General features: G+C 55.9%; 11 protein-coding genes. 8 read left to right on the top strand and 3 right to left on the bottom strand.

Annotated elements, in window-relative coordinates:
• The first annotated feature begins 181 nt into the window (after nucleotides 1-181).
• Nucleotides 182-2,893: a beta-galactosidase gene (locus LJD29_RS20180; protein ID WP_446743376.1), complete on the top strand. Its 2,712-nt coding sequence runs from the start codon at nucleotides 182-184 to the stop codon at nucleotides 2,891-2,893.
• Nucleotides 2,894-2,897: 4 nt separating this feature from the next.
• Here LJD29_RS20180 and LJD29_RS20175 read toward each other — a convergent pair whose 3' ends face one another.
• The gene (locus tag LJD29_RS20175) at nucleotides 2,898-3,047 is read right to left on the bottom strand and encodes a hypothetical protein (protein WP_446743375.1); all 150 of its coding nucleotides are present in this window, start codon (nucleotides 3,045-3,047) and stop codon (nucleotides 2,898-2,900) included.
• 132 nt (nucleotides 3,048-3,179) lie between these two features.
• On the opposite strand from LJD29_RS20175, the gene LJD29_RS20170 reads away from it, so the two are divergent.
• Entirely contained in the window at nucleotides 3,180-5,297 is a 2,118-nt protein-coding gene (locus LJD29_RS20170) for a GH92 family glycosyl hydrolase (RefSeq protein WP_446745913.1), read from the top strand.
• A 197-nt stretch (nucleotides 5,298-5,494) separates the two neighbouring features.
• Nucleotides 5,495-7,240, top strand: coding sequence for a glycoside hydrolase family 2 protein (locus LJD29_RS20165; RefSeq protein ID WP_446743374.1), 1,746 nt, complete (start codon nucleotides 5,495-5,497; stop codon nucleotides 7,238-7,240).
• Between the two features lie 60 nt (nucleotides 7,241-7,300).
• Here the strand turns inward: LJD29_RS20165 and LJD29_RS20160 are convergent, their stop codons facing one another.
• Nucleotides 7,301-8,269, bottom strand: coding sequence for an SDR family oxidoreductase (locus tag LJD29_RS20160; RefSeq protein WP_446743373.1), 969 nt, complete (start codon nucleotides 8,267-8,269; stop codon nucleotides 7,301-7,303).
• Nucleotides 8,270-8,321: 52 nt separating this feature from the next.
• Here LJD29_RS20160 and LJD29_RS20155 point away from each other — a divergent pair, with 52 nt between their 5' ends.
• Nucleotides 8,322-9,275: an AraC family transcriptional regulator gene (locus LJD29_RS20155; protein ID WP_446743372.1), complete on the top strand. Its 954-nt coding sequence runs from the start codon at nucleotides 8,322-8,324 to the stop codon at nucleotides 9,273-9,275.
• 60 nt (nucleotides 9,276-9,335) lie between these two features.
• Here LJD29_RS20155 and LJD29_RS20150 read toward each other — a convergent pair whose 3' ends face one another.
• Complete coding sequence (locus LJD29_RS20150) at nucleotides 9,336-11,603, bottom strand: TIM-barrel domain-containing protein (protein WP_446743371.1); 2,268 nt, start codon at nucleotides 11,601-11,603, stop codon at nucleotides 9,336-9,338.
• 338 nt (nucleotides 11,604-11,941) lie between these two features.
• Between LJD29_RS20150 and LJD29_RS20145 the strand changes: the two genes are divergently transcribed.
• The 4 genes from LJD29_RS20145 to LJD29_RS20130 all read left to right on the top strand — a co-directional run bounded on the left by LJD29_RS20145 (nucleotide 11,942) and on the right by LJD29_RS20130 (nucleotide 22,605).
• On the top strand, nucleotides 11,942-14,062 hold the full coding sequence (locus LJD29_RS20145; protein ID WP_446743370.1) for an alpha-galactosidase D: 2,121 nt from the start codon (nucleotides 11,942-11,944) through the stop codon (nucleotides 14,060-14,062).
• 373 nt (nucleotides 14,063-14,435) lie between these two features.
• Nucleotides 14,436-17,924 carry a carboxypeptidase-like regulatory domain-containing protein gene (locus LJD29_RS20140; protein ID WP_446743369.1) on the top strand — a complete coding sequence of 1,163 codons (3,489 nt, stop codon included), beginning with the start codon at nucleotides 14,436-14,438 and terminating at the stop codon, nucleotides 17,922-17,924.
• A gap of 166 nt (nucleotides 17,925-18,090) precedes the next feature.
• Nucleotides 18,091-20,169 (top strand): alpha-amylase family protein, encoded by a 2,079-nt coding sequence (locus tag LJD29_RS20135; RefSeq protein ID WP_446743368.1) that lies wholly within the window; start codon nucleotides 18,091-18,093, stop codon nucleotides 20,167-20,169.
• A gap of 72 nt (nucleotides 20,170-20,241) precedes the next feature.
• A complete protein-coding gene (locus LJD29_RS20130; RefSeq protein WP_446745912.1) occupies nucleotides 20,242-22,605 on the top strand; it encodes a glycoside hydrolase family 95 protein in 2,364 nt (787 codons plus the stop codon).

Genomic DNA, 22,605 nt, shown 5'->3' with positions numbered 1-22,605 from the left:
AGTGGCCGGGTCCACCGGCTCTTACGTCGACGCATCCGTTTGCCGTCATGAGATGGCAAACGGATGTTTGTCGACAGGGGGAAAAAACTTGCCGTCAAGAAGAGCGTTTCTGGGACAACTGATATCCGTTCCTTTGATTTCATCCTGCACTGGCCCGATGCGATTGTTCGCGCTTCCGGGAATGGACGGGCGAGCCGCATTGCTCGATTCAGCCGAGCCCCTGTTCCAACATCCTCACATCATTCGATATGACGCCGATTGCTTCACGATTCGCGATAAGGATGTTTTTGTCTACAGCGCTGCGCTTCACTACTGCCGTGTTCCGAAAGAGCTTTGGCGCGACCGCATACTGAAGCTGAAGCTGGCGGGCTTCAACACCATTGAGACCTATGTCTTCTGGAACTACCACGAGCCTGTTGAAGGCCAGGTGGATATGAGGGAGATCGAAGAATTCATCCAGCTCGTTAAAGAGCTTGGAATGTGGCTGATTCTTCGCATTGGCCCTTATGTCTGCGCCGAGTGGGATGCGGGAGGTTTTCCGCACTGGCTCATCGCCAAACAGTTCCCGCTGCGCAGCGACCATCCGGAGAGCATCAAGAGCTCGCAGTACTGGTATGACCGCGTGCTTCCGATTGTGAAGAAGAACATGATCACGGTGGACGGCCCGGTGATCATGGTGCAGATTGAAAACGAGTACGACTACTGGCACATACCCGCGCAGCAGAAGATGAACTATGTGACTGCCCTTGCGCACATGGTGTGGAAGGCGGGAGTCGATGTTCCGATCATCACCAACTGGGTCAGCCAGGCGCGCGAGAATTCGAATCCGGTGATGGCGCGGATTATGGATACTGCTGACTTCTATCCGCACTGGAATATTCAGAAGGAGACGACGCAGGCGATCGCGACCTTACGCAAGGAAGAGCCAACATCGCCGATCGGCATCGCGGAACTGCAGGGCGGATGGTTCAGCCAATACGGCGGCAAACTCTCGGAAGATCAGGATGGAGTGAATGCCGCGCAGTTGAACCTGTTGACCAAGAGCGTCATCGAACGCGGCACTGCGTTTACGAATCTCTACATGGGCCACGGTGGCACGAACTTCGAGTGGGCGGCGCGCAAGGTGACGACTACCTATGACTACGCCGCGCCGGTGAGCGAGCCGGGAGGTCTGTGGGATAAGTACTACGCAGCGCGCGCCATCGGAAGTTTCCTCGATCAGTTTGGACCGATGCTTGTTCGCTCCGGAGAAACTGAGTTTGCAACATCGACGAGTACAGATGTCTCCGTCAGTCTGCGGAAAAACGGCAAGAGCGGATTTTTGTTCATCCGCGAGAATGCGAATGACGATCAGCAATTTCAGATCACGTTCCCGGATCCCGCAGCGGCAGGGAAGAAGGACTTCAAAATTCCGCGCGAAGGCAAACTATCTATTCGTGCGCGTGGGATGAAGATGTTGCCTGTCGAGGTTGCGATTCCTGGCGGTCAGCTTCGCTACTCGACCGCCGAGGTCCTCGCCAGCGGCAGCCAGGGGAAGCTGAACTACCTGATTGTCTACGGCGAACCGGGTGAGCCGGCCGAGATCGCGCTCGCGGCCGAAGAGAAGCCGCATCTGCAGGGGGCGGTGAGCTACGAGTATTTCGATGCGGAGACGAAGACCGCAGTAGTGGGCTTTTCGATTGGAACCTCTTCGCAGATGTTCCTGTGGAATGACAAATTGCAGATTGTAGTTCTGCCGCGTCGGCTTGCCGAACGGACATACACGGCGAAATTGACTTCGACTGCAGAGGAAGAGCCCATCCAGATTCCCGTGATCACGGATTGCGCCTTGATGACGGCGAGCAAGGCTACAAACGACAGCTTGACCGTGACGCTGGACTACGCGGCCGGGGAGCATGAGTTGTGCACGCTGATGCCGACGGAGCCGGTAGAGTGCCGGGTGGACGGAAATCCAACGCACTTCCATTACGACTCCAAATTGCAGTATGCGAGTGTAAACGTCAGTACTCCACATCTGCCGTTTCAACCGCTGTTGCTGGTGGATGGCGAGTACAGGGTCGAGACTTTCGACCCCTCGCAGGGCGATTGGTTGAAGACTGCTCCCGCGCCTCTCGAAAAGCTGGGCAAGCTTCCATATGGCTATGTGAAATACCGGGCCATCTTCGAGTATCACAAGGAAGCGAAGCTGTTTCTTGAGACGCAGACCGAGGACAGCAAGCAGGTGTTTCTGAACGGTTCGCATATTGCGGAACTTTCGACACCGAAGAAGCTTGTGTCATGCGAGCTGGGTGAATGGGCGAAGCCGGGACAGAATGTTCTGGAGATTTCCTACGAGGCATTCGGCAGCGAAAACGGAAACAAGGAGATGTCAGAATTGAAGGGCATCACCGCGATCCGCATGGGTGACGAGGGTAAATCGAGAACACTCGATGCAGTCGCGATCCAGAGATTTTCGCTAGCGGCAACGTCGCCTCAGGAAGCGAAGCGGACAGGGGCTCAAGGAACATGGCGTAAAGGGCAGGTGAGCGACTCGCCGGGAGCGGTTGGTCTTGTACCCGCGTATACATGGTTCCGTACGGAGTTTCCCCTGACGAGCAGTCCGGATCGGTTTACTCCCTTGAAGTTGAAGATTGACGCGGATCGCGATGCGTTGATTTACGTCAATGGGAGATTCATCGGCTACTACCAGACCATCGGGCCGCAGTCGGAGTTCTATCTGCCTGAGCCGTACCTCCACTTCGAATCGAGTCAGCCGAACGTAGTCATGGTGATGTTGGCCTACACGGACGGTCTCCAGCACCTTAAGCAGCTGGTGGTATCGCCTTACAGCCAGTTCGCAACGCGCCGCACAGAAGTCGAGTTTCGCTGGAAGCCGGGCACTGCTGTTTCCTGAGAGATCACGAGATTGCCTGCGCGTCGGTAGTTTCCGGTGCGCAGGCAACGGTGCCGCACACACACAGGCGCGAGCCGTATCCGAAGACATAAATGTATACCGGCATTGCTGCGGCATGGCCATCCTTTTGCGCCTTCACGGCATGGCCGTTCATTGTTGTGAGTATTCTCAGATACAAGGAAGTCTGTTGCATTGTTAAGAAAAATTGGGGGCTGTTCTGTTTAGAAGATATTTTCACCATTCGCTGCTCGCCCTGGGCTTGTTGACCGTATCCGCCAATGCACAGGTGGAATACGTGGACCCGACAATCGGCAATGTGGGGCTGCTGCTGGCGCCGACCCGGCCGGCAGTTTACCTGCCGCATAGCATGGTGAGGATGTATCCGCTTCGTGAGGATGCTCTCGATGTTCGTATCCAGGCGTTTCCCCTGACGATCAGCTCTCATCGGGACAAGGAACTGTTCAGCATCATGCCTGGTGATGGAAAGCCTGCGGTGTATGACCAGGAGGTCACGACGCCGTACTACTATTCGACGCGATTCAGCGCATCCGGCGTCACCACGGAATTCACGACAGCAGAGCGATCTGGTTATTTCCGCTTCACCTTTCCTCATTCCAAAGCGTCGCTGGTGCTTGCAAATCGTGTCGCCGGAGATCTGACTCTTCACGATGGAAATGTCGTGGAAGGAGAAGAGCAGTTCAGCGGCATGAAAGCTTACGTCTACGGCGTATTCAGCAAGCAGGTTGCTTCGACTGCCGATCGAACAGGAACCAGGCAGCACTTGCTCATTACCGCAGATGGCGGCGTGCTGGAATTTCGCTACGGGGTTTCGTTCATCAGCACGGAGCAGGCGAAAAGCAATCTTCTGCACGAGATTCCTTCGCCGGGCTTCGACGCGGTGAAGACCGCCGCGAAGGACCGCTGGAACAGCACGCTTGGACGCATCGCAGTCGAGGGCGGTACCGAAGCGCAGCGACGGGTTTTTTACACGGCGCTCTATCGCAGCTCCGAGCGCATGATCGACATCACGGAAGACGGGCGCTACTACAGCGGTTTCGATCATCAGGTTCATACCGATCCGCGGCCCTTCTATGTGGACAACTGGCTTTGGGATACCTACCACGCGCTTGAGCCGTTGCAGATACTCCTTAATCCGGAGATGGAAGCGGATAAGCTGCAGTCATACGTGCGCATGTATCAGCAAGCCGGTATCATGCCTACCTTTGCGCTCGTCTCCGGTCCATACGCATGCATGAACGGCAATCATTCTGCCCCGTGGTTTGCGGATGCCTGGTTCAAGGGAATAAGAAACTTCGATCTTGCGACCGCATATGAAGGCGTTCGCAAACGCTCTCTCGAAACCACCCTGCTGCCCTGGAGACTGGGTCCAAAGACCCCACTGGATGACTTCTATGCAGAGCACGGTTATATGCCTGCACTTCGCCCGGGTCAGAAGGAAACCTATCCGCAGGTGCATCCATTCGAGAAGCGCCAGCCAGTGCCGGTCACCTTAGAGAACAGCTTCGATGACTGGTCCATTGCGCAGATCGCCCGCACGCTGAATAAGCCGGACGATGAGAAGTTGTTCCTGAAGCGAGCTGCCAACTACAAGAACCTCTTTCGGGAAGAGAAAGAACTCATGTGGCCGAAGGATGACGCCGGCCACTGGATCGAGCCGCTGGATCCGAAGTTCGATGGCGGCATGGGCGGACGCGACTACTACGACGAAAACAATGGTTACACGTATACGTGGGATGTAGGCCACGACTACGCAGGGCTTTTTTCCATGATGGGCGGAGTGGAGAAAGCGGAGGCAAATCTTGACCAGCTGTTTCGTGAGCCACTCGGTAGACAGAAGTACGAGTTCCAGGCGAAGTTTCCCGACTCTACGTCGATGATCGGTCAATTTTCGATGGGCAATGAGCCTAGTTTCGCCATTCCTTATATCTACGATCGCGTAGGTGCCCCGTGGAAGGCGCAGGAGCGCATCCGGATGCTGCTCAATGCGTTTTTTACTGATACGCTCCAGGGCATTCCGGGCGATGAAGATGGCGGCGGCATGAGCGCCTTTGTTGTTTTCTCGATGATGGGCTTTTATCCGGTCACACCGGGGATCCCGGCATACGACATCGTCAGCCCCGTCTTCGATAAGATCACTATCCATCTTTCGAATGGGAAAGACTTCGTAATCACCGCTCGCGACTCTTCACGGCAGAATAAGTATGTTCAGAAGATCGTGCTGAACGGAAAGCCGCTGAACCAGGTGTGGTTCCGTCATGCGGATATTGCACAGGGAGGCACGCTGGATCTGACCATGGGTGATACGCCCAATAAGGAGCTCGGATCAAACCCGCAGTCCTTCCCGCCGGACTCTATGAGCGTGCATCCTGAAGATTATCGATAGCGTGAGATGTTGCCAGGATTGCGGGCAATGGCAGCATCTTCTGAACCTCGAAGAGAAACTGTGAGCGGCGGGTCATTTTGAAAAATATGAAAGTGCAACGTTCCATCAGGGGTGTACTCTACGGCGTCTTTGTCCTCGCAATCGCTTTGCACGTTGCACCATTACGCGGAGATGGGGAGGACAAAGCTTCAGCACCATTGCCAACCCCCTGGACCGAGGAAGCCAGATCTGCCGGGATACCTCTACCGGAATACCCACGGCCCCAGCTGATGCGCACGGACTGGCTCAACCTGAACGGGCAGTGGGATTACATGGGGGGAGCCTCGCATGTAATTCCTATCAAGGCACCGCTCAAGCCGCCCGCGTTTCCGGCTACGCCAGAACACATCAAAGTGCCTTACCCTCCGGAAGCCTATCTTTCAGGGATCCAGCGAAAGCAGGAAACCAATATGTGGTACCGGAGGAGCTTTACCATTCCGGATTCATGGGAAGGGAAAAGGGTCTTGTTGCACTTCGGCGCAGTTGCCTACCAGTCTGCAATCTATGTGAACGGGCATCTTGCCAGGACGCACAAGGGCAGCTGGGAGGCTTTCGAAGCCGACATCACAGACCTGCTTCATCCGGGGCGGAACGAACTGGTTGTTGGGGCAAGGGATTCCTATAGCGGCCGTTATTCCTGCGGCAAGAGCTGCCTGGTTCATGGCGACTACACATTTACGTCAGGTATCTGGCAGACAGTCTGGCTGGAACCGGTTTCGCGTTCTTACATTCAGAGTCTCGTAATTACCCCAGACCTGAATCGTTCGATCGTCAAAGTGAAGGCTGAAGTACAAGGTGCCGCGAAGCAGATTCGCATTTCTGTGATGGCTGAGGGGAAAGCTGTCAGTCAGGTCTCCGGCAGCAATACGACTCCATTGGAGATACCGATATCCGATCCGCGCCCGTGGTCACCCTCCGACCCTTTCCTTTACGACCTGAAGGTTGAGCTTGTCGATCAGAAAGGTATCGTTACGGATGAGGTGAAGAGCTATTTTGGGATGCGATCCATCAGCCTTGGGATGGTGAATGGCAAGTTGCGGCCATTGCTCAACGGTAAGTTCGTATTTCAGATGGGGTTGCTGGATCAGGGCTATTGGCCCGATGGAATCTACACGGCTCCAACGGATGAGGCAATCAAGTCTGATCTGGAAACTGCCAGGAAGTTTGGCTTTAATCTTTTACGCAAGCATGCCAAGGTGGAACCACAACGCTGGTATTACTGGGCGGATAAGCTCGGATTGCTCGTCTGGCAGGATATGCCGTCCATGTGGTATCCGGACGATCAGCCGGTGCGAACGCGGAAGCAATTCGAATCTGAATGGCAGACAATCATGCAGCAGCATCACAACTCGCCCGCGATTGTCACCTGGGTGCCATTTAACGAAAACTGGGGCGCCTATGACGTTCGACGCATCGCCGCCTGGACCAAGGCACTCGATCCAAGCCGGCTCGTAGATGGCAACTCGGGCTATAACAATGCCCCCACCTACCGCCCGGCGCCCGGTGATCCCGGCAATGGCGACTTTGCCGACATGCATATCTATGTGGGACCCGGCGATCCTCCGCAGCCAAGCGCCACGCGTGCCGCGGCTCTTGGAGAGTACGGCGGCGTTGGTTTGCTGGTGCCGGGCCACATGTGGCCCGGCAAACAGAAGGCCTATGAGATGCAACCCTCGGTGGAGGATTTGACGAAGCGCTTCGAGCAGGTTCAATCAAATCTGCTGCCGCTGATCGAAAACAAAGGCTTAAGCGCCGCCGTCTACACTCAGCTCACGGATGTGGAGGCGGAGGTAAACGGCATCATGACCTATGATCGCAAATTCGAGAAGATGGATCGTCAACGCGTCCGTGCGGCCAACGAGGCGGTGCTTGGAGCTGCCACTAAAGTGAACACACGCCAGTAGCTTTTCTTGATGTTCGGGCGGCCCGTTGGTAAAAGGCCCGCACGGGCATTGATCGCGAACTCAAACCCTGGAAAAAAAGTCAGTCTGCTGAAGGTCGGCAAGCAGTCCCATGTGAGCCGGTTTCCAGTTGAGTCGTTCGCGAGTCAGCTTGCTGGATGTGGGATTGTCGATCGGAACCGCCGGCCCGATGAATCCGAACTGCTTCTTCGCCTCGTCGGCGGATTTGCTCACAACCGGCACCTTCAAACGCTGTCCAATCACCTGTGCGATCTCGCGGAAGGGAATGCCTTCTTCATCGACAACGTGATAGGTTCCTCCCGCGGCGCCTTGCTCAAATGCCAGCCGAAACAGGTGTGCCGCATCCAGATAATGCACCGAAGGCCATCGATTCATGCCGTCGCCCACATAGGCTGACTCCTTCTTTTTCTTTGCCATGGGAATCAGCAATGAGGCCAGACCGTAAGCCGTAGGTCCATGAACGATCGGCGGCAGCCGAATGATGGACGTACGAAGCCCTCGCACTGCCCACTCCTTCAGGACGTCCTCATTTCTGGCCCGTACGACCCCGAGGGCCTTGGGCCGGTTGTCATACGTGTCGTTCTCGGTTGCGAGCACTCCTGGCTTCATCGCCAGCGTTCCAAATGTCGCCACCAGCGGACTGCCCTTTCCCAGTGACGCCGCCATCGTTTCAATGGCACGACGATCGGCCGCAGCGGCAGCTCCCATGAACCTTTGCACAATTCCGCCAGGAGTGCCGCCGAGAAAAATACGCAGTCTTGTTCCTAGCGGCACATGCGAAAGCTGATGGTAGAACGCAGTGTGAATCACCCCATCCGCAGCTAAAGCGCCGCGGCGCAGGCCCTCCAGATCTTCAACCGTGCCCACCCGCACCTGTGCTCCGGCTTCCAGCAGCTTCTTGCCCGAAACCTCTGAGCGAGCCATTCCTGTTACCTGATGCCCCGCCGCAATCAGCTCCTTGACGATTGGGAAGCCGATGAATCCCGTAGCGCCTGTTACGAAAACGTGCATTGTTCCTCTCCTATGCGGCAGCCTAAGGAATATAGGCGATAGAATCTATGCGATGGAAGACGCATTAATATCGAGATCGTCCAGGATTGTTGAAGATCCGCTTTCGGATGTGCTTTCACTACTCAGACCGCGTGGCTATCAGTCCGGTGGTATCGATGCAGGTGGTGAATGGTCCTTCCGGTTTGCCGCGAGTAACGGTTTCTTCTGTCTTGGGCTGGTGTCCGGATTCTGCTGGCTGTCGGTCGATGGCGTCGATAAGCCCGTCCTGCTGAAAGCGGGCGAATTTGCGGTGCTGCCGCGGGGGCCAGCGTTCCGCCTCGCCAGTGATCCCGCAGTCCCGCCAGTCGATATCCTTTCCGTTATTACGGAGAAGCTGAATGGGAACATTCTGACGTGGCAGGGAGGCGGAGCCTGTCTTGGCCTGAGCGCGTTCTTCACTTTCGCCGGAGAGCACGCCAGCATTCTGTCTGAAGTCCTGCCGGTTCTTATTCACATCCGCAATCCTGAGGACCGCGCCACGTTGCAGTGGTACCTGGAACGAATGATGGCGATCATCCGCGATCCGCAACCGGGTGGCGTGCTTCAAGGGGAATACCTTGCACAGATGATGCTGATCGAAATTCTTCGGCTCCATATGAAAGACAGGATGACGGTTGGTGTCGGTTGGCTCTTTGCACTTGCCGACAAGCAACTGAGCGCGGCCATAGCCGCGATGCATGAGCGTCCGGGAGATCGCTGGATTGTTCAGGGACTTGCCGAACGTGCAGGCATGTCGCGGTCAGCCTTCGCGTTTCGCTTCAAGGAGCAGGTAGGGTTATCCGTCATGGAATATCTGATCCGATGGCGAATGCTTCTCGCAGCGGACAAGCTCGTGAACTCATCCGACTCGGTTTCTTCCATCGCTCTTTCGCTCGGCTACGAATCGGAGAGCGCGTTTGGGTTTGCGTTTAAAAGAGAGATGGGCTCTTCTCCACGCCGCTACTGCCGCGCGCGTGCCTCTGCGTAAATCGAAGAGGCTGGATGCGCGATCGATGCAGGGCCGGGTAAAAACTCAAGCGGCAGACGGCTAGAGGACAATCGATGTTGCACGGCCCTCGAAGGTGAACTCTTTGTGGGCCTGTTCACCAACCACCCGCGCCTGCATGTGTCTCTTCGCTTGAGCAAGCATCTGTGATCCTGCCCGAAGCCGCAGAGAGAGTCTTCGTTGCGTGTCGTTCCATTCAATTTCTACGTGTGTGCTCTTGCCCTTGCGGTAGTCGAAGGTTTCACCGTCATCCACGTAGAGAGTTGATTTGCCGTTCGCGCCGGGATAGATCCACAGCGTCATCGGGCCATCGACTTTCTCAGAGCTGTACTGCCTTAAGGGATCCATAGGCAGCACGGTACCGGCGCGGACGTAGAGAGGGATGGTGGATAGATCGACGTCGCGCGTGACCTCGCGACCGCCGTCCTGCTTTGCCTGCGCCCAAAAATCGAACCAGAGTCCTTGAGGAAGATATACGGATCGCGAGGACGCTCCCTTTTCCACGATGGGAGCTACCAGGATGTCGCGGCCATAGAGATATTGATCGCCACGAGCAACGGCCTTCGCATCATCGGGATAGTGAAGCCACATCGCGCGAATGATCGGCAGGCCAGTCTCGCAGGTTTCTTTAACTGCTGAATAGAGATATGGCATCAACTGGTAGCGAAGCTCCAGATACTTCCTGCAGATTGGTTCTACCTGGGGGTTATGCAACTCGCGTGGATCCGGATTATAGCCGCGAGTCTCAGGGTAGCCGACATTGCCCAGGTCCCAGCCCCACGGGAGATGCAGGTGCCAGTCACGGCCGTGCGAACGGAACAGTGGATTGAATGCTGCGAATTGAAACCAGCGTACCCAGAGCTCGCCGGTGTACTCCTCGGTAGGAATGAAGCCGCCAATGTCGGTGCCCCAGTACGGCATGCCGCTCAGGCTTGTATTGATCGCGTTGGGGACATGGGTCTTCAATGTTTCCCATCGCGATTCGATATCGCCGGACCACAGGAACGTGGAGTAGCGCTGCATGCCTGCGTACGAATTGCGGTGTAAGGCATAGACGCGTCGATTCGGCCGATACATCTGCTGGCCTTCGAAGTACATACGATTGCGCGCCAACCTCGATTCGGCGTCGAAGCCGTCTCCCTGGTCGGGCCACCACCCGTCTACACCCATTTCAACCAAAGGCTTATGCACCGGCCAATAACAACTTACAACACGATTCGGCGGCCAATGCCCGTCAGGAGTTTTCCCACTCGGAAGTGGCGGCGCAGTGCATGGATCGGTAACGGTACCGGTAAGCCGATGGCCTTCGATAACCGCATGCAACACGACCTTGAAGTTCTCGTCATGTAATTTTTCGAGAGCCGCGGGCGGATCTGGAAAAGCCTTTTGGTTCCAGGTGAATTCACCATTGTCGGTGTTCCAGCCCTCTGGGCAGAAGCCGGTCCCGAGGTAAATCATCGCGTCGCAGGGGAGCTTCTTCTCGCGGAACATTCTGGCTTCTCCGAGGATTTCCTCCGGAGTTCCAAGCGTGCGATGCGATTGCTGATAGCCGAGTGACCAGAGTGGAGGCATCTCGGCAAAGCCGGTGATCTTCGCGTACTCCCTCGGTAGCTCGATCGGGTCTTCAATGTGCATTACGAAGACATCCGCCGGCAATGCCTCTTCTCCATGGGCAGGAATCAACCTGCCTTCCTCGCCGGAAAGATCGAATGCGCCCAAAGGCTGATGGACGAAGCAGCCCCATCCAGACGTGCCGACCAAAAGCTGGATTGGCACACGGGAACCGTGAGTGCCCAGGCGATAGCCATCCTGCCCGCTTCGCATCTGGTCAGTGCTGCCACGACGATCAAACTGTGGCCCTCCCTGACCAAGCCCGAAGAGTGGACCGCTGCCGAGTGAGAAGCCCATGTTGCCGGAGACATCGAACTTCAACTCCTGAACGAGTTGCCCGCTTGCAGTCTCGATTCTTACCGTAAGTGGATCTGGGGAGATCTTCGCGCGCAGGTTGCCGCTCTTGACCGTGTGTGTGCCGGCAATATTGCGCACGCGTGTCAACGGCATTCCCCAGGTGGACTTCACCAGCGCGCCGTCCTGCGGGATAGACTCCGGCACGCCGTTCACGATGGGCTGAACCGTAACGCGGATAGTCTGGGAACTGGCCGCGAACAGTGCAACCTCGACCGGTTTCCCTCCCACGGTAATCACAGCTTCCTGTGCTTCGGAGCACTCCGGTCGAACGAGAGTGAAAGCGCCTGCTGAGACAGCGATCCCTTTGAGTGCGTCTCTGCGCGTCACGGCCTTCCGCTTCATAAAGCTCATTTCCTCGTGGTGAACTTTTTGGGCGATGCAGTTTCTCGAGACCTATAGTACAGAAACCCTATATATCGAGCAGCTACGCGGCTTCAGTGACCACTGCGATCGGCTTTGCCTTTGACGCTGATCTGCTCTCGCGGCAGAGAGCAGCGCCTTTCATTTCTCTGATAAGCCTTGAATCGACGATGAAGGGGACTCGTTGAAAACGAGAAAAAAGACTCTTGCCAACTCAAATGAAGATGGGTTAGTTTTCATTGCCGCAAGCAAAATCTCACTATTGAAATACAAAGGCGGTTGAGATCGCGCCTGCAAAACCTTCCCCATGGGAGACTCGTATGCCTCCAAAGACAGGCGTTTTTAGAAGCTGGGCGATGCTTATTTCGATGGCCCTTGTCAGTCCAATCGCAAGCCATGCGCAGGTGAACGGGGTGGGGCAACGTCCCTATCTTGGCTGGAGCACCTATAGCCAGCAGACCATTGCCCCGACTCAGATATTCCTCACCCAGGCAAGCATCATTGCTCAATCCGACGCTCTGCGAAGCTCCGGACTGCAGGAACACGGCTACAACTACATCAATGTCGATGCCGGATGGACTGGCAACTCCGATGCCTACGGACGCACATTGTTCGATACCACACGTTTTCCTGACATTGTTGCGATGATTCAACACATTCATGCTAACGGGCAGAAGTTCGGGATGTATTTGAACCCTGGTGTCGGTACAGATCAGGTGGCCGCGAACAAGCCGATCCTAGGCACTCCATACCATCTTCAGGACATCATCGTGCAGCCGGCGACCATCGCTAACGCCTTCGGCGGAGGAGACAAGATCGACTTCACCAAACCTGGCGCGCAGGAATATATCAACTCCATCGTCGATCTCTATGCCTCGTGGGGAGTCGATTTCATCAAGCTCGACGCAGTCACTCCGGGTTCTTACAATGACAACACGAATATCGATAATCGTCCGGATGTGGCCGCCTATTCGAAGGCGATCGCACAGAGCGGGCGGCCGATCTGGCTGACGATTTCCTGGGCGCTCGATCAGGATTACATCGCGGACTGGCAGGCGACCAGCAACGCCCGGCGCATCGAAGGAGACGTGGAATGCGAGGGTGACTGCCCCTTTCTGACGGAGTGGAACCGCATCCAGGTGCGCTTCCTCGACATTCCGAGTTGGGAAACAGCGGCTGGCCCGTCGCTTGGATGGAACGATCTCGATTCACTGGAGATCGGCAACGATGCGACCGACGGCATCACTCCGCAGGAGCAACGGACTGCGTTCAGCTTGTGGGCGATGGCCAATGCGCCACTGTACATAGGTGGCGACCTGACCAAAATGTCGGCGACAGGTAAGCAGATACTCGGCAACGATGAAGTGATCGCCGTCGATCAGTCTGGCCATCCTGCTCAACAAGTGCGCGCAGGCTTTACGCCGGTCTGGGTATCGGATCTGGGAAACGGGCAATATTACGTCGCGCTCTTTAATCTGAACGCCGCTCCTGCCCGAGTAACTTTTCCATGGAACGATCTCGGGTTTGCGGCGACGACCAGGACGCGTGACCTGTGGAGTCACTCGGAGCTAGGGCCTTCACTCATCGAATATTCAACGGTGCTACCCGGACACGGTGTCCGTCTTCTCAAAGTGAATGGTGTGCTCAATGTACCTCCGTCAAAGTCGACCAGTTACGAGGCCTACCAGGCGACGCTCACCGGATCGGCGCAGGTGGCCGACTGTCCGTTGTGCTCGCAGGGGAAGAAGGTCGGCTACATCGGTATCGGACCGAACAACAACGTCTTCTTCGACGATGTGAAGGTGGATCGGGACGGAACGTACAGGATGGAGGTGGACTCGGCAACACTGGGGACGCGGTCTTACATCATCCACGTTAATGGAGGGCCCGCAATCACACTCAACTCCAGTGGAGGCAGCGGAAACATCCCGTCCGAACTGACCATCCCTGTGCAGCTCAAGAAGGGTATGAACAGCATTGAGTTCGGAAACCCCATCAGCTATCCACCCGATCTTGACCGCATCGTGATTAGCGGCAACGGTCTCGAGCCCTATCCAGAGACACAGACTTATGAGGCCGAGTTGGCAACACTAAACGGAACAGTCAGCGCAGGCTTCAATGGAAACGCGTCGGGCCTGGCCAAGGCGGGCAATATCGGCGGAGGCTCGGCGAACAATGTGACCTTTTCCGATGTCGAGGTGAAGTCGCCCGGCACGTACAACCTTGAGATCGACTACTTGACCCAGGGACAACGATCATTCTTCGTCACGGTGAACGATCAGCCTGCAAAAGAAGTCGACTTGAACGGCTACACCTTCGGAACGCCGACAACTACCGTCATCCAGGTTCAACTGAAAACGGGGAAGAACCAGATCATCTTCGACAATCCGTCGAGTTTTGCCCCTGACCTGGATTCCATCACTGTAGCTCCGGTCATTTGACGCTGCCGTGCGATGGAGGCCTCCGCTGCTCTGGGCGGAGGCCTTCGTCGTGATGCGTCTCAACGACAAGCGGGTATCGCGAGAACACGACTCCCTCTGCGATTCCTGGCCACCCCGAAGACAGACGATTGTCTTCGACACGAACAGCTTTACTTAAGAAATATTCAAAAGGTTGACAGTTTCATACTTGAGAGCGTAAGTTTGGCGGCGAAATAATTGCGCCCATTTCTTTCGCTGGCAACAATCTCTGTTTGCCGGTGTCAGCCGCAGTGCGAGATAGGGCGTGAATCCACGAAAGGGAGCGTCCATGCTATCGCGCTTCAATAAAATACATAGGTTGTTACTTGTTTTCGGAGTGCCGTGCCTGATCCTGTTGCTTTTTAATCGCTCCGGCTTCGGCCAGGTCGATCAGGGAGCCATATCAGGGGTGGTGGTAGATTCTTCGGGAGCCGTCATTCCCAATGCGCATCTCAAGTTGACGGAAACGGATACGGGGTTGGTGCTGGAGAGAGACTCCAATGGCAGCGGCGTGTATGTTTTCTCGCCGGTTAAAATCGGCAACTACTCGATCAGCGCCAGTGCATCCGGTTTTCGAACTACTGTGCAGGAGCATGTGAGGGTGGATATCCAGCAGCATCTTAATGTGCCGCTGACGCTCCAGCCTGGGACGACTTCTGAAACCGTCACGGTTACCAGTTCCGCACCTCTTCTGCAAACGCAGGATGCAGCGGTGGGCCAGGTCATCAGCACGGAGGTCATCAACAACACGCCGCTCAACGGGCGCAACTGGGTTTACATCGCGCAGTTGACCGCTGGCGTTGCGCCTCCGTTTGGCGGCACGCGCGGCAGCGGTACGGGAGACTTCGTCGCAAACGGACAGCGCGCCGAGCAGAACAACTTCATCCTGGATGGTGTCGATAACAACACCAACCTGATCGACTTCCTGAATGGATCGAGCTTCGTGCAGCGCCCCCCGCCGGATGCGCTCGCGGAGTTTGATATCCAGACGAGCAACTTCAGTGCTGAGTTTGGTCATTCGGCCGGCGCGGTCATGAACGCGAGCATCAAGTCTGGAACGAATCAGATCCACGGCGATTTCTGGGAGTACTTCCGAAACACCAATCTCGATTCGAAGAGTTGGGACGCATCCACGATTCCCGATTATCACGAGAATCAGTTCGGTGGCACGCTGGGCTTTCCAGTGTTAAAGAACCGTCTCTTTTATTTCGGTGACATCGAGGCGAATCGCATCACGATTGGAAACCCGACTACGACTACCGTACCAACAGCGCTGATGCGGAACGGCGACTTCTCGGAATACCTGAATACCAACCTGAACAACCAGGGCGTTCCGGTTCAACTGTACCAACCCAACTCGGGCGGAGCCGCAAAGCAGAGTTGTAATGGTGCGAACAACGTTTTCTGCGCGAATCAGATTAACCCTGTGGCGCAGAATATTCTGAAGATGTACCCTTCGCCGAATCTCGGCGTGGCAGGGCTGACCTACAACAACTACCGCGTGAACGTTGGAACCTCGGATAATACGATCCAGTGGGACCAGCGCGTGGACTGGAACCTCAGCCAGCATGACCAGGCATATGCCCGCTACAGCTACGATCACGAGATCATCACGCACAACCTGCCGCTGGGACCGATTCTCGACGGCGGTGGTTTCGGTGGCCAGTCGGATACGGATCTTGCAGAAAACTTCATGCTGAGCGAGACGCATGTTTTTTCGCCGACCCTGACGAATGAATTCCGTTTCGGTTACAACTGGATCGCCTCGCAGTATCATCAGCCGAACGCGAACAACAGCACGCTCGCAGCATCGCTTGGTCTCGGCGGTGTACCGTATCCGGGCCCCGGATTGGGCGGTCTGCCACTCGGCTATTTCGACGGCTCCATCGGTGTAAACCAGTGGGGATCGGTCGGTACACAGGACGAAGCCCAGAACGTCTTCCAGATCCTTGACAACGTTACGAAGACGGTCGGGAATCATTCGCTCAAGATCGGCGTTTCATTCCAGTCGCTACGTGTCTTCGATCGCTATGCACCTGCCCCGATCGGGCAGTATTTCTACAACGGCCAGTTCACCGGACTAGTCGGCAGCTCGATCACTACCGGTGCAGGCCCGGCGGACTTCCTTACAGACAACATGCATCAGGCATCCATCGCTACCAGCCCGCCGATTCATGACGCGCAGTGGTACGACTCGGCTTATTTTCAGGATGACTGGAAGGTGTCGCAGAGGCTTACTTTGAACCTCGGCCTTCGTTACGACCACTATGAGCCGTACAAGGAGGAGTCGGGAAATCAGGCGAACTTTATTCCCGACCTTTCAAGCCTGGGCATCTCGACTGGGAAGGGAACCTATCTGCTGCCCAGCCGGTCGCGCAATCAGGATCTTGGTGCGCCGTTCCTCGCGGTGCTTGCCAAGGACAACGTAACGCTTGCCTACAGCGATAACGAGCGGTTGGCGGATGGTCAGGATCTGAACTTCGCGCCGCGCGTTGGATTGTCATTTGCAGCCGATCAGAAGACCGTTATTCGCGCCGGCTTCGGTATGTTCTACGGTGGACTGCAGAGCCAGGGCAACACGAACCTTGGAACCAACTTCCCTTGGTCCAATCAGGCGAATCTGTACGCTCCGACCTGCACGCTGGGTGATTGCCCATCGCTCAGTTCAGAAAGTGTCAACCTCGAGAACGGCTTAGTGGCTAAGACAGGCGTCGGGTTACAGAACTTTGTGGCAAATCCGAGCCTTCATGCAATCGACCCGCATATCAAAACGCCTTACACGCTGAACTATAGCCTCTCGGTGCAGCGTTCGATTACCAGCAACCTGGCTGCGACAATCAGCTATGTTGGCAATGGATCCAGACACCTTTCCACGTACTATGACCCCAATACACTGCGTGGATTGCTTGCCCCCGGCGTCCAGAACCAGCCGCTTCAGCCGTTTCCCGATCTTGGAGGCATCGGCACCATTCACTTCGCAGGTGTAAGCAACTACAACTCGCTGCAGGCCAAGCTCGAAAAGCGTGCTTCGCACGGGTTGAGCTTCCTGGCGACGTACACCTATGCGCACGCGCTTGACGATACAAGTGATTCAGGCGGTCTTTCAAACGCAGTCGGAGATCGTAACCTCGCTCTGATCCCGTTCAACCAGGAGTACACCAACTCTCCTTACGATATCCGTCACCGGTTCACGCTCAATGGCAACTACGAGCTGCCGTTCGGCAAAGGCCGGGCCTTCTTCAACCAGTCCCGCTGGGAGGATGAGGCGATCGGCGGGTGGTCGACGAGCCTGACCTTTGCTGTGCAGACAGGCACGCCTTTCACCGTATCGCCGAGCATCTCGACGGCTAATGGTGGTGGAGCACGCGCGATTCTTGTGGGCGATCCTTTCAAGGGTGGAGGAAATGTTCCGAATGTCGTCAACCCGGATGGAACCCCGAACAATCCCAACCTGACTTCGTGCCCTGCAAAGGTGAAGAACCTGAACAACTGGTACAACCCCTGCGCGTTCATCAATCCGCTACCAGGCAATTTGATCACTGGCAACCAGATTGTGACGAACGAGGCCCAGGTTCTTTCGTTCCTGGGCGGTCGTTCGAATCAGATATACGGCCCTGGTTATAACAAGGTCGATATGTCACTGTTCAAGAACTTCGCCACCTTCCGTAGCCAGTTCCTGCAGTTCCGTGCGGATGCGTTCAACCTTCTGAACCATCCGACGTGGGGAAATCCCTCGAATACAGGGATCGGGCCGCAGGGCGGGCAGATCACAGGTACGAAGTTCTTCCAGAACAACACGCCGGATGCTCGCTTTCTTCAACTGTCTTTGAAATATAACTTCTAGCTAACTCCCTCAGGGCGGTGCCGTTTGCCGCCCTGTCTTTGTTTCTCGTTGTGAAGGATAAGTCTTCAATGGTTCCTGTAAAGATGAGGACCTGATGGTTTTTGAAAATAAAGTGGCAGCATCACTTCGAAACACTCTGTCGCTTAGTGTTTTCCTGGTTTGTACGATGAGTCCGCTTGCGGCCCAGGTGAGTGCAGCAAGCCGCGGCGATGAGATCACTGTGGAGAGCAAGCTGCTCGCGGTTCATTATCACAAGCAGACCGGGCTCATGGATATTGCATGGCAGGACGGCCATCGCATCAGCGGGATTGAAAGCGCAGTGGAGCTTGTCGACGGGCGCAAGCTGGCGACTCCAGACTATGCAACGCATGCGCTTGCTCCTCACGCTGCCAGCGCAAAGAATGGCGTGATGGAGTTTACTATCGCAAGCCGAGCAGATGGCAAACCGGCTCTGCTGCAGCATCTTTGGATTTCAAACGACAAGCCGTGGCTATCGATTTCGCTTGAGCTCGATGGCGATGCGAGCCGTGTTGGAACGAGGCACATCGATGCGCTCAGGCTTGCGAAAGACGGAGACGTGAATGTGAAGGAAGGCGCTGAACTGCGCGTGCTGCACGTTCCTTATGACAATGACATGTGGTTTCGCTACGACAGTGAGCCGGTGAAGTCGATTGCATCGGATAAAGCATTTACGAGCAACGAGGTTACGGCAATCTATGACAACACCAGCCGCGAGGGGTTGGTGCTCGGCTCGATCGATCACGATGTGTGGAAGACAGCGATTGAGATAAATGCGGAGTCAGGGCAAATTCGCGGGCTTGATCTTTATGGCGGCATATCGTCGCCCACCGGTGTCCGGACCGACACGCACGATACTGTTCCGCATGGTGTTGTAAGCGGAACACGAGTGACCTCTCCGCGGATCTTCATCGGTTCATTTATCGATTGGCGCGCCGGACTGGAGGCGTACGGCGAGGCTAACGCGGCTGTACATGCTCCGCTGCGATGGGCCGGACCCGTTCCCATGGGATGGAACAGCTGGGCCGCGTATGCAGACAAGATCAGCTACGACCGCTATCTTGGCGCGGCGTCATATTTGCATGACACGCTCGTGCCTCAGGGCTTTGGTAAGGGACGTGTCGTTTACGTGAATCTCGACGCCTTCTGGTCGCGGCTTGACGCGGTGCAACTGGCTGATGCAGTTGAGACGATCAAGGGAATGAGCGCGCCGGATGGTACGCGTTTCGCGCCGGGCATCTATTGGACGCCATTTGCATACTGGTCTGACGACCTGGACGCGTGGGTAGAGGGCACGCACAAGAAGTATCGCTATCGAGACATTCTGCTGAAGGCTCCCGACGGTTCACTCCTGCCGAAGGTCGATGGAGGCCGCCCCATTGATCCGTCTCATCCTGGTTCGAAAGAGCGCATCCGTTTCACGATGCAACAGTTCGAAAAGATGGGATTCGAATATCTGAAAATCGATTTTCTCTCGCATGGCGCGCTTGAAGGAAAGCACTTTGACCCAGCGGTGCAGACCGGTACGCAGGCTTATAACATGGGCATGCAGGAGGTGGTGCGTGCCGCTGCCGGGAAGATGTTTCTTAGCTTGTCGATTGCGCCGCTCTTTCCTTCCGGCTACGGCAATGCGCGCAGGCTCTCATGCGATACGAAGGGACACATCGACGGCGATCAGTCGACGGAGTACATGCTGAACTCGCTAACCTATGGATGGTGGACGAGCGGCAACCTTTATATCGCCGATCCTGATCATGTTGTGCTTGGCGAAAAGGCGGACCTGGGGGCGCGCAATGCGACAGAGGGCCGAAGCCGTTTCCTGTCTGCGATCGTAAGCGGCGGCATGATTCTAGACAGTTCCCGCCTGGCGGATGATCCCCAGGGGCGCGAGCTGGCGAAGCAAGTCTACGATAACCCCCGGTTGTTTGCGGTGGCTGCAGAAGGCAAGGTCTTTCGCCCTGTCGAGGGAGACACCGGCGATCATGCTGCTTCCGCATTCGTGCGTCAGACGGCCACCGGGTACTATCTCGCGGTCTTTAACTACGACGCGAAGCAGGCAAAAACGATTCAGGTACCGCTCGAGAGGATCAGCGCAGGGCTGGGGAAGGAAAATGTAACAGTAACGGACGTATCCGGGAATAAGAGTTTACCGTCGGCCCAGGGAACGGTTGTGGTCCAGCTCGATCCGGGAGAATCGAAATTGATAGAGCTGCGTCCGGCGAAATAAAAGAGACGGGAAGGAGAGACTCGCTTGTCTCTATCGCGACGAGGATTTTTGCAGGGCGCGGCTGCGTTGGGTGTGGTGACGAAAATCGCGCATGGGCAAAAGGGCAACACTGCAGGTGTGCGCGACGAACTCTGGTACGACAAACCCGCTGAACAATGGCTCGAGGCATTGCCGTTGGGAAATGGGCGTCTCGGGGCAATGGCGTTTGGGGGAGTTAAGCACGAAAGAATCGCTCTTTCGGAGTCGACAGCCTGGTCGGGCGCCCCCACCAAGGATGGAGTTAATCCCGAGGCTCGGACGCACTTGGACGAAATCCGTCGGCTGCTCTTTGAAGGCAGATACGATGAGGCGCAGACACTTGCCGGAAGATCCCTTCCGGGCAGGATGAAGAACTTTGGGACGAATCTTCCGCTACCCGAATTGTTGATTGATTGCGATATGCCTAGTGAAGTTGGGCGGTATCGGCGGTCGCTCAACCTGGATGAAGCAATCGCTAATGTCGACTGGATAGCAGACGGGGTTCGCTATCGGCGGGAAGTGTTCTCCTCGCATGCGGATAGAGTGCTGGTCGTGCGGTTACACAGTGATGGCGAGAATAAGATCTCCTTTCGCCTGAGGTTTTCCGCGGCAGTGTTCCCAGGATCCGTGCAAGTTCAAAGTGATGCCCTATGCTTCGACGGCCATGCGTGGGAGAAAATGCATAGCGATGGAAGAGCGGGTGTCGCTCTGCGAATCGAAGCCCGGATACAGGCTGACGGCGGCACAGTCAGGGCATTGCAGGATTCTATAGAAGTCAGTAACGCGAATGATGTGAGAATTCTGCTGGCAGTAGGAACAAGCTTTGGAGACGCAGACCCCAAGGTGGCATGCGAAGACACTCTTCATGCCGCATCGGGCAAAAGCTATTCGCAACTGAGACGCGCACACTTAGACGACTTCCAGCCTCTTTACCGGCGGATGGTGCTGGATATAGGCGTGAGCTCTAAGCTGGCAAGGAATCTGCCAACAGATAAACGGCGTAAGGTCCTTGAAGATGGAGCGGACGACCCGGAGCTGCTAGCGCTTTTCTTTCAGTATGGACGCTATCTTACGATTGCCGGATCGCGTGAGGACTCACCTCTGCCGCTGGCACTCCAGGGAATCTGGAATGATGGGCTAGCGAGCAGCATGGGTTGGACCGACGACTTTCATTTAGACATCAACACGGAGCAGAATTATTGGCCGGCAGAGGTTTGCAATCTTTCAGAGTGCCAGACGCCGCTCTTTCGATTGCTTGAGGGATTGAGCAGACACGGGCAGACAACGGCAGCGGAGATGTACGGCGCTCCTGGATGGGTAGCCCACACGGTTACAAATCCATGGGGCTATTCCGCTCCCGGCGGCCTGGGCTGGGGGATCTTTGTCACAGCAGGGGTATGGATCTCACTGCAGCTTTGGGAGCACTGGAGATTCGGGCAGGATGTTAAGTTTCTGCGAGAGCGAGCCTACCCGATATTACGATCGTCGGCGGAGTTCTTCCTGCAATATATGACGACTGAACCGAAGCACGGTTGGCTGGTGACGGGACCTTCCGAGTCTCCTGAAAACGCATATCTGACGCCAACGGGTGGCAGGGCAAGCGTTTCGATGGGCGCAACCTGCGATCGTGTGCTGGTGGAAGCGCTGTTCAGCATGTGCATTGAAGCATCGACGATGCTGGATGTGGATTCCGAGTTTCGCGGGAAGCTTGAGAGTGCGCGGCAAAAGTTGCCGCCATTTCAGGTAGGGAAGCATGGGCAACTGCAGGAATGGCTGGAGGACTTTGACGAAGCGTATCCAAATCATCGACACACTTCTCATCTGATATCGCTTTATCCAGAGTGTCAGATCTCTCCGCGCAAGACTCCTCAATTGGCCCGGGCAGCTGAGGTAACGATTGAGCGTCGATTGCATGCCCCTAACTGGGAGCAGAGCGAGTGGGGACGGGCAAATCTTGTTGTGTACTATGCGCGGCTTCTAAAGGGCGACGAAGCGCAGCGCTATTTTGTAGGGCTGCTCGCGAAGTCGACAGGTGCAAACCTTCTCACCTTCTCGAGTGGCGGAGTTGCGGGAGCAGAGCAGAACATTTTCGCGATCGATGGCAATACTGCAGGAACAGCGGGTCTTGCGGAGATGCTTGTGCAATCACAAGGCGGCGAGATCGAGTTACTGCCTGCCCTGCCTGCGGCATGGCGCACCGGTTCAGTGAAAGGATTATGTGCGCGAGGAGGGTTTGTGATTGATCTCTCATGGGGAGGTGGCCGGTTGCGATCTGCTTTCATTCGCAGTTGCGGCGATGCGAAGGCTACCGTACGTTACGGGGAAAAAACGATGAGGCTCACGTTTCAAAAGAACCAGCCGTTGCGAATAGGGCCTGGCATGTTCGTTGAGACTCCGAATCATAATAGGGGGATATAG

This window comes from Silvibacterium acidisoli (assembly GCA_022870745.1).
In the GTDB taxonomy this organism is placed as follows: Bacteria; Acidobacteriota; Terriglobia; order Terriglobales; family Acidobacteriaceae; genus Silvibacterium.
This window is presented reverse-complemented; position numbering and strand designations above follow the sequence as displayed.

What these genes read in the sequence shown, in the direction of transcription:
- LJD29_RS20180 (WP_446743376.1), top strand. Translation starts at nt 182, where the DNA reads ATGGACGGGCGAGCCGCATTGCTCGATTCAGCCGAGCCCCTGTTCCAA.
- LJD29_RS20175 (WP_446743375.1), bottom strand. Translation starts at nt 3,047, where the DNA reads ATGAACGGCCATGCCGTGAAGGCGCAAAAGGATGGCCATGCCGCAGCA.
- LJD29_RS20160 (WP_446743373.1), bottom strand. Translation starts at nt 8,269, where the DNA reads ATGCACGTTTTCGTAACAGGCGCTACGGGATTCATCGGCTTCCCAATC.
- LJD29_RS20155 (WP_446743372.1), top strand. Translation starts at nt 8,322, where the DNA reads ATGGAAGACGCATTAATATCGAGATCGTCCAGGATTGTTGAAGATCCG.
- LJD29_RS20150 (WP_446743371.1), bottom strand. Translation starts at nt 11,603, where the DNA reads ATGAAGCGGAAGGCCGTGACGCGCAGAGACGCACTCAAAGGGATCGCT.
- LJD29_RS20145 (WP_446743370.1), top strand. Translation starts at nt 11,942, where the DNA reads ATGCCTCCAAAGACAGGCGTTTTTAGAAGCTGGGCGATGCTTATTTCG.
- LJD29_RS20135 (WP_446743368.1), top strand. Translation starts at nt 18,091, where the DNA reads ATGAGTCCGCTTGCGGCCCAGGTGAGTGCAGCAAGCCGCGGCGATGAG.